The organism is Streptomyces sp. NPDC004561 (assembly GCF_053602155.1).
The window spans coordinates 1-15,365 of record NZ_JBSGDB010000198.1 but is presented as its reverse complement, the minus strand read 5'-3'; the positions used below and the strand labels follow the sequence as shown (position 1 = coordinate 15,365).

General features: G+C 69.0%; 13 protein-coding genes and 1 pseudogene. 8 read left to right on the top strand and 6 right to left on the bottom strand.

Going from position 1 to position 15,365, the window contains the following annotated elements:
• Window positions 1-231: 231 nt before the first annotated feature.
• Window positions 232-852, top strand: coding sequence for a DUF4145 domain-containing protein (locus tag ACWEN3_RS24535; RefSeq protein WP_452974817.1), 621 nt, complete (start codon window positions 232-234; stop codon window positions 850-852).
• Window positions 853-1,348: 496 nt separating this feature from the next.
• On the opposite strand, the pseudogene ACWEN3_RS24530 reads toward ACWEN3_RS24535, so the two are convergent.
• Window positions 1,349-1,489: pseudogene (locus ACWEN3_RS24530) on the bottom strand (site-specific integrase); the annotation flags it as partial.
• 108 nt (window positions 1,490-1,597) lie between these two features.
• On the opposite strand from ACWEN3_RS24530, the gene ACWEN3_RS24525 reads away from it, so the two are divergent.
• Window positions 1,598-2,251, top strand: a complete 654-nt coding sequence (locus ACWEN3_RS24525; protein WP_452974814.1) for a hypothetical protein — start codon at window positions 1,598-1,600, stop codon at window positions 2,249-2,251.
• 162 nt (window positions 2,252-2,413) lie between these two features.
• On the opposite strand, the gene ACWEN3_RS24520 is transcribed toward ACWEN3_RS24525, so the two are convergent.
• Window positions 2,414-3,790 (bottom strand): IS1380 family transposase, encoded by a 1,377-nt coding sequence (locus tag ACWEN3_RS24520; protein WP_452974813.1) that lies wholly within the window; start codon window positions 3,788-3,790, stop codon window positions 2,414-2,416.
• Between the two features lie 737 nt (window positions 3,791-4,527).
• Between ACWEN3_RS24520 and ACWEN3_RS24515 the strand changes: the two genes are divergently transcribed.
• Window positions 4,528-7,686, top strand: a complete 3,159-nt coding sequence (locus tag ACWEN3_RS24515; RefSeq protein WP_452974810.1) for a choice-of-anchor D domain-containing protein — start codon at window positions 4,528-4,530, stop codon at window positions 7,684-7,686.
• A gap of 581 nt (window positions 7,687-8,267) precedes the next feature.
• On the opposite strand, the gene ACWEN3_RS24510 is transcribed toward ACWEN3_RS24515, so the two are convergent.
• On the bottom strand, window positions 8,268-9,161 hold the full coding sequence (locus tag ACWEN3_RS24510; RefSeq protein ID WP_452974808.1) for a hypothetical protein: 894 nt from the start codon (window positions 9,159-9,161) through the stop codon (window positions 8,268-8,270).
• A gap of 12 nt (window positions 9,162-9,173) precedes the next feature.
• Window positions 9,174-9,458 (bottom strand): hypothetical protein, encoded by a 285-nt coding sequence (locus ACWEN3_RS24505; RefSeq protein WP_452974806.1) that lies wholly within the window; start codon window positions 9,456-9,458, stop codon window positions 9,174-9,176.
• Between the two features lie 270 nt (window positions 9,459-9,728).
• Between ACWEN3_RS24505 and ACWEN3_RS24500 the strand changes: the two genes are divergently transcribed.
• The 5 genes from ACWEN3_RS24500 (at window position 9,729) to ACWEN3_RS24480 (ending at window position 13,800) form a co-directional block, all read left to right on the top strand.
• Window positions 9,729-10,496: a ribonuclease BN gene (locus ACWEN3_RS24500; protein WP_452974804.1), complete on the top strand. Its 768-nt coding sequence runs from the start codon at window positions 9,729-9,731 to the stop codon at window positions 10,494-10,496.
• A 217-nt stretch (window positions 10,497-10,713) separates the two neighbouring features.
• On the top strand, window positions 10,714-11,034 hold the full coding sequence (locus tag ACWEN3_RS24495; RefSeq protein ID WP_452974801.1) for a GYD domain-containing protein: 321 nt from the start codon (window positions 10,714-10,716) through the stop codon (window positions 11,032-11,034).
• A gap of 193 nt (window positions 11,035-11,227) precedes the next feature.
• Entirely contained in the window at window positions 11,228-12,118 is an 891-nt protein-coding gene (locus ACWEN3_RS24490; protein ID WP_452974798.1) for a slipin family protein, read from the top strand.
• Between the two features lie 239 nt (window positions 12,119-12,357).
• Window positions 12,358-12,858: a glutathione peroxidase gene (locus ACWEN3_RS24485; protein WP_452974796.1), complete on the top strand. Its 501-nt coding sequence runs from the start codon at window positions 12,358-12,360 to the stop codon at window positions 12,856-12,858.
• A gap of 75 nt (window positions 12,859-12,933) precedes the next feature.
• A complete protein-coding gene (locus ACWEN3_RS24480; RefSeq protein WP_452974793.1) occupies window positions 12,934-13,800 on the top strand; it encodes a MerR family transcriptional regulator in 867 nt (288 codons plus the stop codon).
• A 138-nt stretch (window positions 13,801-13,938) separates the two neighbouring features.
• Here the strand turns inward: ACWEN3_RS24480 and ACWEN3_RS24475 are convergent, their stop codons facing one another.
• Together ACWEN3_RS24475 and ACWEN3_RS24470 are read right to left on the bottom strand one after the other, a co-directional pair.
• The gene (locus tag ACWEN3_RS24475; RefSeq protein WP_452974790.1) at window positions 13,939-14,130 is read right to left on the bottom strand and encodes a DUF397 domain-containing protein; all 192 of its coding nucleotides are present in this window, start codon (window positions 14,128-14,130) and stop codon (window positions 13,939-13,941) included.
• 189 nt (window positions 14,131-14,319) lie between these two features.
• Complete coding sequence (locus tag ACWEN3_RS24470; RefSeq protein ID WP_452974788.1) at window positions 14,320-15,177, bottom strand: helix-turn-helix domain-containing protein; 858 nt, start codon at window positions 15,175-15,177, stop codon at window positions 14,320-14,322.
• Between the last annotated feature and the right edge of the window lie 188 nt (window positions 15,178-15,365).

The following is a 15,365-nucleotide window of genomic DNA, read 5'->3' as shown; positions in this document are numbered from 1 at the left end:
TGTTCAGCCACTATGCTTACGTTGGGTGCGCTGATCCGCTGACCTGCGGTGATCAAACTTCGATGACACAAACTCGCGTCCGTCAAAGTCCGATGGCAAACGGTCAAGATCCAGTGGCGCGGGACAACGAGGCCCTGATCACTCGGCGTCGAAGCCGCAACCTAAAGTCGCTCCGCCAACCTTGCGCGCGCTAACCTCAACAGGTCAACGCGACAGATTCGGGGGACATGCATGAGCCAAGAGACGCGGTTGCTTGAGTGTCCGCACTGCGAGCGCATGTCCTTTTTGGATGCATGGGTCACCTATGAAGACATTCCCCGTCCAGACGAAGACTTCTGGCCGACCCACTACACCCTCCTTGGCTGCGGGATATGCAGGCAAGCTCAGCTCTGGAAATCAGCCGAAGGACCTGACGGCTCTGATGAGTCCGAGGAACGGCTCTGGCCGCCGGTTGCCGCCCTAGCACAGGGAATCCCAGCAGCCATACAGCGAGAGATGATCGAAGCGCGTGCATGCTTCGATGCCAAGCTGTACACGGCAGCCGCAGTCATGGTTCGTCGCTCGTTGGAGGGCATGGGCATCGAGCAGGGCACGAAGAAGAGAGCCCTCTTTCAGGCGCTCCAGGAACTCCGAGATAACGGGAAGATCGAGGGCCGCCTGTTCGACTGGGCACAGGCATTGCGAGTGCTTGGCAATCAAGGCGCCCACTTCAGCGAGGAATCGGTCAGCCGGGAAGATGCAGCAGACGCCTTGTCTCTTGCCGAGGCTCTTCTCAACTACGTCTACGTCTTCACGGTCCAGTACGAGGAATTCCGAAACCGTAGGCAGCCGCCAGGGAAGGCCGCTGGGTGACCCTGATGCCGCAATCGCTAAGGCGCCGGTACGGCCGGTCCGACAGCTACCACCAGGCTCCGGTGCCGTCGCCGGGGGCCGGCTGTCGTGGGATTGCTCTGGTCGACGACACCTTCCGATAGCGCGGCTGGGGTCGGTGGGGTGCAGCGAGGCATACGCGCGCCTGATCGGTCGTCGCACCCGCCGCCGTGGCTGACTGTCTTCGGCTGAGGCTCGTGCCACAACCGTGCCAGATGCAGGGGTCAGCCACGGTCAACACCGGTGCCCTGCGATCGAGTACCCGCCCGCTTCCTCGGACAACGAAGCCGCAGCTCAGCTGCTAGATCGCCCAGCCTCTCTCCTTAAAGCGGGTGTCGCAGGTTCGAATCCTGCCGGGGGCACACGTTGAAGGGCCAGTTCAGGGGCTTGATCCCCTTGAACTGGCCCTTTCGCGTGATCACGGCCGTGCACCACACCTGGTCATCAGCTCACGCGGACTCGCGCCTGATGCAGCGAGGAAGGCCGTCGGGAGAACGAGGAGCCGGTGGCGCGGCGCCATCGAGTCGGCCACTGCGAAGACTTCGGCCACCGTGAGGACGGGCCGCTCTGGCACGTCGTAGCGGTCGGCGCCCTTGATGCGGCACGGGTTGCGCCGGATCGGAGTTGGCCACAGCTCGGAAGATCACGCGGTCCCTTCGGCAGCTTCTACAGTGTCCCAAGGCCAAGGGGCCGGGGGCACGGCGATCAGAAGGGCTGACGCACCGACGTGGCACAGAACGAGCGGTTGGCCGACCTGAAGCCCGTTCGCCAGCGTCAGGCCGCCGCTCTGGCGCTGTCGCGGTGGCGTGCGCCGGTACTCGCGTTCGAAATGGATGCGGACTGGGGCGTCGACCCGCATGTGCTGGAGTCGCTGTTCCGACTGGCAACGGAACCGCCTGGGGAACAGTCGAACCACGCCTACGGCCAGGCATTCGCCGAGCTGTGCACGGCCCCGATCTTCGAGTCCGAAGTCGACCCGGACACGGTCCAGCTCTTCCAATTGGAAATCTTCGGGGGCTTGTGGGCCTTCGGCGAGCTGCTCGACAAGCCAGGCCTGGACGAGGCCAAACGAGTAGTCGAGTTGTCGTCCGGCCTGGCGGGCTACCTGGACAGTCTCGTCGAGGGCTCGTTCTACTCCCGTCCCTCGGAGGATGCGCACCACCAGTACCTCGCCAACCTGGCAGACCGGACGAGCGGCGAGGGATACTTCGCCTCACGCAACTTCGTCGTCGAGTCCGCCTGCCACGGCGCCCTCCGGACCTTTCCCGATTCCGATGGGCTGCTCGACTCGTCCGCGGGACGCGAGTTGCTCGCGATTTGCGAGAACTTCGGCGAAGAGCTCGTCGCAACGCTGCGGTGGCTCCGCACGACAGACCATTAGCCTCGATCGTTCATGAGGAGTCCGTCAGCTTGCTGGCGGACTCTTTGTGGTGGGGGTTTCGGCGTCTGGGCAGGCTGACGGCCCGGTTGTCGCGTCGGGTGTGCGCCGGGTTCCACGGCTCCGGTCGGAGTGGTGCTGCTCGCAGGGACGGGAACGTGCCGGTCAGCCGGGGTTCGGGAGGACGCGGAGCCGGTCCAGGGCATCGCTGATCACGTCGGCCCAGGGCCAGTGCCTGGCCAGACGGAGGTAGCGGCGGCGGCCGGTGGTGATGAGCTGCGCGGCGGCGGAGAACAGCCGAAGCCGAAGGCGGCGGGGCTCCCACAGGCGGGCCTTGCCGGTGAGAGCGAGCAGGGGCATCCAGGCCAGCAGGTCCAGGGCGATCTGGGTGATCTCCAGCCAGATCTGGTTCTGTGCGGCGCCGTGGAGGGGAAGGTTGCGCAGGCCGGTGGCGCGGGCGGCGCGGATGCGGTCCTCAGCACGGGCACGCTGGCGGTGGCGCAGTTCAAGGGCGGCGATCGCCTCGCCCGCTGTGTTGGTGGCGAAGCAGGTCAACCGCATGCCGTCGGCGTCGGTGAAGCGCAACTGGGCACCGGGGTGCGGCCGTTCCTTCCGCACGATCAGCCGCAGCCCGTTGGGCCAGCCGGTCAGGCAGTCGCCGCCGAGTTCGGCGACCCAGGCGCCGTCGCGGATGTCGCCGTCGGGTTCGACGGCCGGTGTCCAGGCCGCGGCCGGGACCTTCAGGACGGCCTGGTGGATGGCGTCGGTGATGGTCATGCCGACCGAGTACGACAGCCACCTTCCGCGCTGGGCGAGCCAGGCGACGAACTCGTGGGTGCCGCCGCCGGAGTCGGTACGGATCAGCGTCTGCCGGCCGCGCCGGAACCGTTTCGGCAGCTGGGCCAGGGCCAGTCTGGTGGCCTCGATGTGGTCGGCGGCGGTGTTGGAGCCCGCGTTGCCGGGCCGCAGCAGGCCCACGACCGGCTCGCCGGACCCGCTGCGGCCGTGGTCGACGAATCCCATCAGCGGGTGGTGGCCGAACGTCTTCTTCCAGGTCGCGGCTGCGTCCTGCTTCTCGGAGTGGGCCAGGACGAGGACGCCGTCGATGTCCACGATCACCTGCCCGCCCGCGTCCGGCGCTGCTTCACCGGCCAACCGCCATACGTGTTCGCGTACTTCAGCACGGGCGGTGCGCAGTGCTGCCAGGACGCGCTGTCCGCCCGACGCCAGCGTGTTGATCAGCCGGGAGACCGTGGGGTCGGAGGCTACCGGCCCGAACACGGCCGGCTCAGCCCGCAGCAAGCCCACGTCGGCCAGGCAGTCCCCGCCGAGTGCCACCGCGAGCGCGACATCCAGCAGGATCTTGCCCGGATCGTGCACCGCCCGGGCCTTCCGCCACGGCTCAAGCGCCGCCGATATCGCCGTGTCGAGACCGGACTTGCGGATCGTCTCGACCAGCAGCACGGCCCCGGCCTGCGAGACGACCCCACGGCCGCCGCCCTCGACGCGGACACGCGGGTAGGACCCGATACGCTTCTTCACCTGGAAAGTGCCTCCGGCGGTGGCGGGAAAAAGGACCTCAGCAATCCTCATTCTCGCTGGTCAGAGGCACTTTCTGCTTTCTTGATCACCAGTCGGACAGCCCGCCTCGTGAAAGCGCGAGGTTAGCGATCACGCCCCGAGCCCGGTGGCGGGCAGCCGTGGCGGGCCGGCGACTCGGCGGAGGGCAGCTACGTCATCAGGTGGTGTTCATCGTGCTGTCGATCGTGGGTTTGCTGCTGCCGGTCCGCGAGTTCTTTCCACGTCTCTCGCAGCAAGGCCGAGCCTGAGTGCCATCGAGTGGACCGAGGAACGTTCCCCGAATCGTGCCACTGCCGTGCCAGAACGGACGGGGACTCACGGGGGGACAAGGGAAAAGGCCCCGGACCGATCTTGGTTCGGGGCCTTTGGCCTGAGTAGCCCGTCCATGTGACTCATGGCCTCTCGCTTCCTGAAACCCCTCAAGCAGCAACCCCGTTGCCCCGGTGGCCGTCCGATGCCCCGTCAGGCGGTGACACGTCGACTGTGCGCAAGTACGCGCGACGACGGAACCGCATGCTTCAAATGTTCACAACCGTAGGCACGGACGCCGGTTTGTGATTGGATGCGCGGGTTGTGGCCCGTGTGGCGCAGCCTCCCGCGATCGTGGAGGCCGCCGGGGCGCGCGGGGAGGGCGTGGGGGCCCTCGGGGACGGGGATTCAGGGGGGTTTCCTTGGCGATGTCACAAGGCGGTGCGGTGGTGGGTGCCACCGCACATGCGCACGGACGCAGACACACCCGGTGGCGCGGCCTGGCGCTCGCCCTGACCGCCGCGGTGACCGCGGGCCTGGTCGGGCTGGGCCTCTCCCAGGCGCAGGCGAGTGAGACGACCGGCTCGGTGGACACACTCCGGACCGGCTGGGACGGGAGTGAACCGGATCTCGGTCCGTCCGACGTGCGCTCCTCTTCCTTCGGGCAGCTCTGGAAGGCTCCCGCGCAGCTCGACGGGCAGATATACGCCCAGCCGATCGTCGTCGGCGGCACCGTGGTGGCGGTCACCGAGAACAACGAGGCCTATGGCCTCGACCGCGCCACGGGAGCCGTGCTGTGGCAGCGCAGCTTCGGGCCCGCATGGCCCGCGTCCACCCTCAACTGCGGCGATCTGGTGCCGACCATCGGCAGCACCGCCACCCCGGTGTACGACCCCGCCAGCGGCGCGGTCTATCTGACCACCAAGGTCGACGGCGGTCCAACCCATCTGAGCCCGCACTGGTACATGCACGCGCTCGACCCGGTCACGGGGGCGGAGAAGTCCGGCTTCCCCGTGACGATCCAGGGCACCCCGTCCAACGACCCCACCCAGTCCTTCCTGCCCGCGTACCAGATGCAGCGTCCGGGCCTGCTACTGCTCGACGGGGTGGTGTACGCGGCGTTCGGCGGACACTGCGACGCCAAGCCCTATCGCGGCTATGTGGTCGGCGTCAGCACCACCAGCCCCTCGGTGACCTCGATGTGGGCGACGGAGACCGGCGCCAGCAACAGCGGGGCCGGCGTCTGGCAGGCCGGCGGGGGACTGGTCTCGGACGGTCCCGGCAGGATCTTCCTCGCCACCGGCAACGGCGTCAGCCCGGCGCCCGGCCCCGGCAGCGCCCCGCCCGGCACTCTCGCGGAGTCCGTGGTCCGGCTGCAGGTGCAGGCCGACCGGAGTCTGAAGGCCGCCGACTTCTTCAGCCCGTCCAACGCGCCGACCCTGGACCAACAGGACAAGGACCTGGCCTCCGGCGGGCCGGTCGGCCTGCCGGACGGCTTCGGCACCGCCCGCCACCCGCATCTGCTGGTGCAGCAGGGCAAGGACGGCCGAGTCTTCCTGCTGGACCGCGACGACCTCGGCGGGAGTTCGCAGGGCACCGGCGGGACCGACGACGTGGTGGGGATCACCGGCCCGCTCAAGGGGCAGTGGGGCCACCCCGGGGTCTGGGGCGGTGACGGTGGCTATGTCTATGTCGTCGGCAATGGTGGCTCACTGGTGGCCCTGCACCGCGGTGTGACGGGCTCGGGCGACCCCGCGCTGACCGTCGCCGGGTCCAGCCAGGACTCCTTCCCCTACACCAGCGGATCGCCGGTGGTGACCTCCGACGGAACGCGCTCGGGCAGCGCCCTGGTGTGGGTGGTCTGGTCGGGCGGGTCCAGCGGCGCCAACGCCCAGCTGCGCGCGTACGACCCGGTTCCCGACGCGAACGGCGTCCTGCCGCTGGTCTGGTCCGCGCCGATCGGCACCGCACCGAAGTTCGCCACCCCGGCCACCGACGGCGGGCAGGTCTTCGTCGGCACCCGGGACGGCAAGGTCTACGCCTTCGGCAACCCGGTGGGCAGCCCGCTCAAGGGCGGACCGGCCGAGTTCGGGCTCGTGTCGGTGGGCGGCTCCGCGAGCACCGACGTCGTCCTGACGGAGAACCAGAACCCGTCCAAGTCCCTCGGCATCAAGGGCGTCACCGTCGACGGTCCGTTCACCGCGGACACCTCCTCGCTGCCGCCGACGATCCCGGCGGGCGGGCAGCTGTCGATACCCGTCTCCTTCACACCCACCGCGGTCCTGGGCGCGAGCGGAACGCTCACCGTGGCCACCGACGCCGGCAGTTTCGCACTGAGCCTGCACGGCGTCGGTACCAAGCCCGGTCTGGCCGCGTTCCCGGGCACGGTGTCCTTCCACAACCAGCCCACGGGGACCACGGCCACCGCGAACGTCCAGCTGACGAACACGGGCACCGACCCCGAGACCATCACCTCCGTCACCGCGCCCGACGGACCGTTCACGGCCGCCGACCTGCCGAGCGCGGACCCGGCGAACCCGACGGTGATCCCGGCCCAGAGCTCGATCGTCCTGCAGGTCGGGTACGAGCCCACGGCCACCGGCCAGAATTCCTCGTCGATCACGCTGAGCAGCAGCAGCGGTGCGCTCACCATCCCGGTCGAGGGCGACGCGATCAGCGGCCAGGGCCACCTGGTGTTCAATCCGACGACTCTCTCGTTCGGCGCGGTGGTCCGCGGCACGTCGAGCACACGGAGCTTCACCATCACCAACACGGGGAACATCCCGGTCACCGTCACCAAGGCGAAGGCCCCGGCAGGTGCGTTCGGCAGCGCCGACCAGCTCGCCGAGGGCCTGGTCATCGGTCCCGAGCAGAGTGTCCGCCAGACGGTCACCTTCGCCCCGACCGTGAGCGGCAGCCAGTCGGCCACGTACGAGGTCACCGGCGACGCCGGGCAGGGGGCGCAACTGGAGCCGCTCACCGGCATCGGTGTGCCCCCGGCGTCGCAGCTGGGCACCCTGCTGGCACGGGACTCCTCCGGCACCCTGTGGCAGTACCGCGGCACTGGTGTGCCCTCCGGGGCACTGGCCGCCCGGGCCGCCGTCGGAACCGGCTGGAACACCTACAACATCGTCACCAGTGTCAGCGGTGAGATGGCGGACGGCACCGGAACCGCCGTCGGCCGTGACAGCAGGGGCACGCTGTGGTTCTACCAGGGCACCGGCAACCCGAAGGCACCCTTCGCGCCCCGGAAGCAGGTCGGCTCCGGCTGGAACATCTACAACTCCATCGTCGGCGCCCGTGACGTGACCCGGGACGGGAGGGCGGACCTCGTCGCCCGCGACAGCAAGGGCGGCCTGTGGCTGTACCGGGGCACCGGCAACGCTTCGGCACCCTTCCTGGCCCGCATCTCCATCGGCTACGGCTGGAACACCTACAACTCCATCGTCGGCACCGCCGACCTGACCGGAGACGGCAAGGCGGACCTCGTCGCCCGCGACACCAAGGGCGGCCTGTGGCTGTACCGAGGCACCGGCAACGCCTCGGCACCCTTCCTGGCCCGCATCTCCATCGGCTACAGCTGGAACACCTACAACTCGCTCATCTGACCGAGCACGGAGGCGCGGGCCCGCGTGAGGGACCGCGCCTCTGATTCCGGCGACAGCTGTCCTGCCGGGCTTCAGAGACTCCCGCGGTTCCAACCGCCTGGTGCAGTCGGGCATGACAGGAGACGCACTACGCGAGGTCCAGGAGCTCTTCCGTCCGAGCCGACCCTTCCGTGTTCCGGCGGGCGCGTCTGGTTCAGGAGGCCGGTTCGGCCGGGCTGCAGCGGGGGGTGCAGACCCAGAGGCGGAAGAGGAGACCCCGGTGTCTCAGCTCGCACAGTACGCGGCCGCTCGCTCCCAGCGGGCTGGCACAGACGGCGCAGTCCAGGGCCATCTGCTGGCGGGGGCGCAGGCGGCCCACGTCGGGGAGGAGCGGGGACGCAATGGCGGGACTGTTCAACTGGCGCCTCTCTTCCGGAGTCCGGCCGGGACCGGCACGGTGTCACCGGGGCGGCCGGGTGCGTGCGGCCGTAACGGTTCGCGGTCGGCGCGGTCGAAGAGGTTCATCGACGTGGATCCTTCGAATGTTCTCGGGCCGTGGCCGGCTTCGCGGCATGTGCGAAGCCGGTTCTCGTGCTGCCGCGTCAGCGGTGCGTCTGAGAACGAACGGACGGTCCCTTGTGGTCTTTCCGCGGGAGGTCGCCACGAGCCGACGGCCTGGCGGTCTTCGGCTGCTGCCCGTTCGCCGCCTCGTCGGCGCATCCCTCGGGAGAGTGCACCCGGTGGCGCGGAAGCGTCCGTCGGGGCGGCCTGGTGAGGGTGATCTGGCGAACCACCTGCTGGAAGCAGGTCAGGGACGCGAAAGTCGGCAGGGCGGCGGTCGCGGCGCCGATGATGCTCCTCGGCGCCTGCGCGGCACAGAGCGTCATGGCGATGCAGGAGAAGACCAGGAGCACGGACCAGGAATGGAAGGCCCGGCGCCGGTACAGCGCGGCCCGGACGATGGACAGCGACGCCACCAGCCAGGGGCCGAACACCAGGAGGGGCCACCAGGAGACCACACTGCTGTGCGCGCGGGAGGCCGCCACCAACCGCAGCGGGTCGTAGGCGATCAGACCGCCGAAGGTGCTCACGGCGGATGCGATGACCGTCGCCAGTGCGGCGATCACATAGCTGGCGATTCGGATCCTGCTCGGGCGCTGCCGTGTCCTGACCTTGCGATGCCCGCCAGAGGGAGTCCTCACCGGCGGCAGTTCGGCCGTGAGTTCCACCAGGGCTTCTCGCGGGGTCTTCGCGTCCGGAACGGCGAGGTGATCATCGAAATGATCCTCATGGCGTGCCGCCGGAATCCTCGGCTGCTGCTCGATCGCATCGCGCAGCATGTAGGCCAGCTCTTCCGCGGGATCCCAGGTCGAGTCCGGGGGAACCAAGGGCTGGTACAAATCGTCGGCGGGCGCTTGGTGCCACCCCCCACCATCCTGGTATTCGTCCGGATACTCGACGGGGAAATCGGGATAATACCCGAACTCAGGAGTCATGAGACGGTTCGATCATTCAGCCGATGGACCGCCGAACGAGATTCCCGAACTGACCCACCCTCTTGAGATATCCCCCTCCACCGAGGTGAGCGCGTCCACGAATTTCTGGAGGATGTCTTCGGTCACCTCGAGCGTGACGGGAAGTCCGCCCCTCATCAGGACTCCCTTAGTGGTATCCAATCCGGTCGATGCAGGCAGGTAGGTGTAGGAACCCAGCCGCACAGGGGGACGCCCAGCAGTCGAGCAGGCCGGATCCGGAACCGAATCCAGCCCCCGCCCCGTCATCACCTTCGTCATGCTGTACCTAACGCCGCCATCCGGCGGTGGGTGCGACGCGAACGGGTGAAGAATTACTCACAATATCCGGCTCAATTATTTGGGCCCGCCGTCATCCGGTATGAGGGATGACAAACGGATGATTCCCGAGATGATCTCATCCGGATGATCTCGGGAAATCACATGATCCCCACTCCTGCCGCGACACGGCCGTCGGACCGGGGTTCACTTCATTGCATGAGCGGCGGCAGGAGGACACCTCACCCGCGAAGGCACACGCCCCGGTGGTACGTGGAGCGGTGGCAGGCCGCGGCACGCCGTTTCGACGAGAGCGGGGCGGGCCGGCTGTGGGGCCGGCTCGAGGCGGTCGACTTCTTCGGGCACTCCTTCCAGCTGGCCGCGCTCGCCCTCCTGTGCTTCTTTCCGCTCCTGATCATCATCTCGGCGGCCGCGGGTCAGAACGCGGCCGCGGTCCTCGCCGGCTGGCTGGGGCTGAACCAGCAGGCGGCACAGGCCGTGGCGTCCCTGTTCGCGCCCACGACCAGCTCGTACACCCTGACCGGGACGAGCGCCGTCCTGCTCCTGCTCGGGGCCGTGGCCGTGGCCGGCACCCTCCAGAGCTGGTACCGGATGCTGTTCGACGTCCCCGGCGGCGGATGGCGGAACACCGCGACGCAGCTGACCTGGCTCGCCGGGCTCTTCACGTACGCCGCCGCGCAGGCCGCGTTCGGCAGGGTGCTCGGCGGGTGGCTCCTGCCCTTCCTGATCGGCTTCCTCTGGGCCGTGGCCTTCTGGTGGGTCAGCATGTACGTGCTGCTCGCCGGGGCCGTGCCATGGCCCGCTCTCTTCCTCCCGGCCCTGGTCACCAGCGTGTGCTGGACCGGCCTCGGAGCGTTCTCCGCGCACTACTTCTCCGCGGCGATCGTGGCTAACCAGCAGAAGTACGGCCCCATCGGCGTCGTCATGGTCATCCTGTCGTGGCTGGTGGGGGTCGGTGTGATCATCCACCTGGGGGCCATCGTGGGCCTCGCGATACGCCGGGCGGAATCGAGGCCGTGAAAGCCGGGTCGATCGCCCCGGGTCGAATAGTCGTGACGCCGAGAAGGCACTGCTCCGTCACCGCCGCTTCGCGAAGCAGTTCCTGGCTCCGGGTGCCCGTCGCTGTCCGCCGGCCAGGCTGCCGACGAGTGAATCCGGACGCCCGGTGGGTGGCGGCGGGCGGGCAAGCGGGAAGGCCTTCCGCACACCGGACAAGCGACAGGCAGAGAGCATCCGCATGCCGAAGTTCCTCATCCAGGCCAGCTACACGCCCGAGGGCACCAGGGGGCTGCTCGCGGAAGGCGCGAGTGGCCGCCGCGCCGCCGTCGACCAGGTCGTCGCAGACCTCGGCGGGACGGTCGAGGCCATGTACTACGCCTTCGGGGAGGACGACTTCGTGTGCGTCCTCGACTTTCCCGACGCGGTGTCCATGGCCGCCGTCAGCCTCGCCGTCAAGGCCAGCGGCGCGCTCCGCACCCGCGCCACCCCTCTCCTCACCGTCGAGGAGATCGACGAGGCGACCCGCCTGCGGATCGCCTTCCGTGCTCCCGGCATGTGAACGCGCCCGCCGGCACAGGTCCCGGAACAGCCCGGCGCCGGTCAGGCACCCGGCGAGCCCTCCGAGGGGTGCCGGTCGGCGTGTCGGTTTCTTTACGGATCCCTGACGCGCCGTCCGCATCCAGCCACCCAGGCCGTGGTGTCCTCCCCGTTGTCCGGTACCGGACGGAAATCTCGTCGGAGATGGGAGTGCCATGGAAGGCACGGTCGTCGCAGTGGTGGTCGTGATCCTGCTCCTGCTGTTCGTGCTGAAGAGCGGTATGCGGGTGGTCAACCAGGTGGAGCGCGGGGTCGTGTTCCGGTGGGGGAAGGCGCTGCCGGGCCACCGGCAGCCGGGCATCACCTTCCTGGTCCCGTTCGCCGACCGGATGCGCAAGGTGAACGTGCAGGTGGTGACGATGCCCGTGCCGACACAGGAGGGCATCACCAGGGACAACGTGTCGGTGAAGGTCGACGCGGTCGTCTACTTCCGGGTGATTGACCCGGTGCGCGCGACCATCGAGGTGCAGGACTACGTCTTCGCCGTCGGCCAGGTCGCCCAGTCCTCCCTCCGGTCCATCATCGGCAAGAGCGACCTGGACGACCTGCTGAGCGACCGGGAGCGCCTGCACGAGGGGCTGGCCCTGATGATCGACAGTCCGGCCGCCGGGTGGGGCATCCACATCGACCGCGTCGAGATCAAGGACGTCCAGCTGCCGGAGTCGCTGAAGCGGTCCATGTCGCGGCAGGCCGAGGCCGAGCGGGAGCGGCGGGCCCGGGTCATCACCGCGGACGGTGAGTTCCAGGCCGCGCAGCAGCTCGCGAACGCGTCCAGGATCATGTCGGACTCGCCGGAGGCCATGCAGCTGCGGCTGCTGCAGACCGTGGTCGAGGTCGCCGCCGAGAAGAACTCCACGCTCGTCATGCCGTTCCCCGTCGAGCTGCTGCGTTACTTCGACCGGGCCGTGAAGAAGATCGACGCCGATCTCGACACGTCTCAGCCGACGCCGCCTCAGCCGCAGCAGACTCCGGCCGCGACCGAGCAGGCTCCGGCTCCCGTCGCGCCGGCTCAGATTCCGGCGCAGGAGAGCGGCGACCAGCACTAGCCAGGGCGAGCGTCACGCCCACCGAGCCCGCCGCCGTCACCGCCATCCCGGCGACGGGCGAGGTGGGTTGGTCACCTGGGCATGCCCGGGGCCTCGGGCGGGGCCGAACGGGTCCGTCGTCGTTTCGCCGGGGCGCGACAGGCCGTACGGCCGTGAGGGGCGCGGTCGGCCACGGCGGGCACGCGGTCGCGGTGGGGTCCATGGCCGGGTGGTCCGGCGGAGCGCATAGCATCCGCCCCATGACGACTGCTGACCACAACGCGCTGAATGTCGAGATCGGGGCCCTCACCGGCGGCTCCGCGAACCTGTCCCAGTACGCCGGCAAGGCCGTGCTCATCGTGAACGTGGCCTCCAAGTGCGGCCTGACCCCGCAGTACACGGGTCTGGAGAAGCTCCAGGAGCGGTACGGCGACCGGGGCTTCACCGTCCTCGGCGTGCCCTGCAACCAGTTCCTCGGGCAGGAGCCCGGCACCGCCGAGGAGATCGCCGAGTTCTGCTCGGCGACGTACGGCGTGTCCTTCCCGCTGACCGAGAAGGTGGAAGTGAACGGCGAGGGACGGCACCCGCTGTACGAGCGGCTCGTCGCCTTCGCCGACGCCGAGGGGCACAGCGGGGACATCCGCTGGAACTTCGAGAAGTTCCTGATCGGCCGCGACGGCGGGGTCGTCGCCCGGTTCTCGCCGCAGACCGAGCCGGAGTCGGCCGAGCTCGTGGCCGCCGTCGAGGCCCAGCTCGGCTGACCGCCGGGCACGGCTTGACCTTGTCCCTGGGGCAGGGACGAGCGTCCTTCTCGCCGGGCGGAACGGATCCGCCCGGTGACGGAGGATGGCATCGTGAACGAGGAGCTGCTGACCATCGGCGCCTTCGCCGCGCGGGCCCGGCTGTCGGCCAAGGCACTGCGGCTGTACGACCGGCTCGGACTGCTGGTCCCGGCCCATGTCGACGAGGCGAGCGGCTACCGCTACTACCGCGCCGGCCAGACGGAACGCGCCCGGCTGGTGGCCATGCTGCGGCAGCTGGACATGCCGCTCGCCCGGATCGCCGAGGTGGTCGGGGCCGAGGGCGCCGAGGCCGCCGAGCGGCTCGCCGCCTACTGGGCGGACGTGGAGGCCCGGGTGGCCGGGCAGCGGACCCTCGCCGAGTACCTCCGTGGACGACTGTCGGGGAGGAGCTCCGAGATGTACGGGAAGTTCGCGATCGAAACCGTGGACGTGCCGGCGCAGCTGGTGATCACCGAGAAGCGGCACACGCTGGCGGGCGAGCTGCCGGCCTGGATCGGCGCGTCGCTGGGCCGGCTGGAGGCGGCCGCCCGGGAGTGCGGCGGGGTGACCGGGGCGCCGTTCGTCGTCTACCACGCCGAGGTGTCGATGGAGAGCGACGGACCCGCCGAGTCCTGTGTGCCGGTGGCCGACGAGGCGGCGGCACGGGCGTGGGCCGAGCGCAACGGCCGCGGCTGGGAGATCGCGGTCCGGGTGGAGCCGGCGGCACGGCTGGCCTACACCCGCATCACCAAGGCGCAGGTGGCCCATCCGCAGATCCTCGCCGCCTTCGAGGCGGTGGAGCAGTGGACGGCCCGGGAGGGGCTGGAGACGGCCGGGCCCTGCCGGGAGGTCTACTTCGCGGACTGGGAGGCGGCGGGAGCCGGGGACCCGGTGTGCGACGTGGCGTTCCCGGTGCGGTAGCCGGGCGTGGCCGAGCCCTCTCGGCAAGGACGGCGACTGGTCGAGAGGGCTCTTCTGGTGGTGCGTGTGCGGTTGTCGTCGGACGGGTGGTCCGGGCCGTCCGACGGGTCGTGCGGACGAGGGTCAGGAAAGACCCCCTTACGCCTTGACCGAGGCCACGAAGGCGTTCCACGCGTCGGCGGGGAAGGCCAGGACGGGGCCCTCGGTGACCTTGGAGTCGCGGACGGCGAGTTCGGCGGTGGTGGGCGACTTGACCTCGACGCAGGCGCCGTTGCCCGCGGAATAGGAAGACTTCATCCACGTCTCCGAAGCGCCCTGAATCAGTGCCATGTCCACTCCTGTTGCGAGTTGCGGTAGTGCGGTTCACGCCAACCTTGTCGTCTGATTGGCGTGATCGACGCTACCGGGCAACTGCCCCTGCCGGAGTAGTCGTTCACTCAACCTGATGGCATATTCCAGAGGAGCCTTCCACGGGAGCGCACCCACGGTGTACGATCGCGCGCCCTCTGTGTCGGTGGCTCATTCCGCGTACTCTTTCGCCACCCTGTCGATGAATTGCCGGGAAGCATCCACATTGAGGGACTGCGCCCGCAGATGTTCGTACATCACGGCGTACTTCTGCACGTCCTGGGCCTTCTCCAGGTAGAGGTCGCTGGTGACGCCCTCCAGGTACACCACGCTGGAATCGGCGGCGTCGGCGAACTCCAGGATCGCGTACTGGCCGTTGAGCCCCGGATGCGCGCCCACCTCGAACGGCAGCACCTGCACGGTGACGTGCGGCTGCTGGGACATCTCGATCAGATGCTCCAACTGCTCCCGCATCACCAGCTTGCTGCCCACCTGCCGGCGCAGCGCCGCCTCGTCCAGCACGACCCACAGCCGGAGCGGGTTGTGCTCGGCGGTGATACGTTCCTGTCGGCGCATGCGCACCTGGACGCGCTTCTCGATCTCGGCGGTCGACGTCTCCGGCAACGCGCCCTGCACCAGGGACTCGGCGTAGGCACGGGTCTGCAACAGGCCGGTCACCAGCTGGGGTTCGTACACCCGCAGCGACTCGGCGTCCGTCTCCAGCCCGATGTACACGCTGTACGGGATGTCGCCGAAGGTGTGCCACCACCCCTGCTGCCGCGAGTCCCGGGCCATCTCCATCAGCGAGTCGACGATCCGCTGGTCCTCGACCTCGTAGACTCCGCACAGGTCACGCACATCGCGCTGGCTGATGCTTCTCCGGCCGTTCTCCAGCCGGCTGATCTTCGACTGCGACACGAGCAGTCGCTCGGCGACTTCCTCGGCCGTCATGCCTTTGAGCTCGCGGAGCCTGCGCAGCTCCTGGCCCAGCCGGCGCCGCCTGACGGTGGGATTGACATTGGACGCCACGGGACGTGCACCTCCGGCTGACTGCCTGTTACTTAACACTTTCCGTATCTGCTGTTCAGCAGACTGCCACCAAGGTGCTTTCTACCGCTGGGGAATGGTGGATATGCGGCGCGTACGCGTCAGTTCGCCACGGCTCACCACCCGATGGTGTGCCGTGGACGCAGTCGAGCGGTGCGGTGAGACCAGTG

Bases quoted from the DNA above. Each gene is read 5' to 3' on its own strand.
- ACWEN3_RS24535 (WP_452974817.1), top strand. From the start codon at position 232: ATGAGCCAAGAGACGCGGTTGCTTGAGTGTCCGCACTGCGAGCGCATG.
- ACWEN3_RS24510 (WP_452974808.1), bottom strand. From the start codon at position 9,161: ATGACTCCTGAGTTCGGGTATTATCCCGATTTCCCCGTCGAGTATCCG.
- ACWEN3_RS24505 (WP_452974806.1), bottom strand. From the start codon at position 9,458: ATGACGAAGGTGATGACGGGGCGGGGGCTGGATTCGGTTCCGGATCCG.
- ACWEN3_RS24495 (WP_452974801.1), top strand. From the start codon at position 10,714: ATGCCGAAGTTCCTCATCCAGGCCAGCTACACGCCCGAGGGCACCAGG.
- ACWEN3_RS24490 (WP_452974798.1), top strand. From the start codon at position 11,228: ATGGAAGGCACGGTCGTCGCAGTGGTGGTCGTGATCCTGCTCCTGCTG.
- ACWEN3_RS24485 (WP_452974796.1), top strand. From the start codon at position 12,358: ATGACGACTGCTGACCACAACGCGCTGAATGTCGAGATCGGGGCCCTC.
- ACWEN3_RS24475 (WP_452974790.1), bottom strand. From the start codon at position 14,130: ATGGCACTGATTCAGGGCGCTTCGGAGACGTGGATGAAGTCTTCCTAT.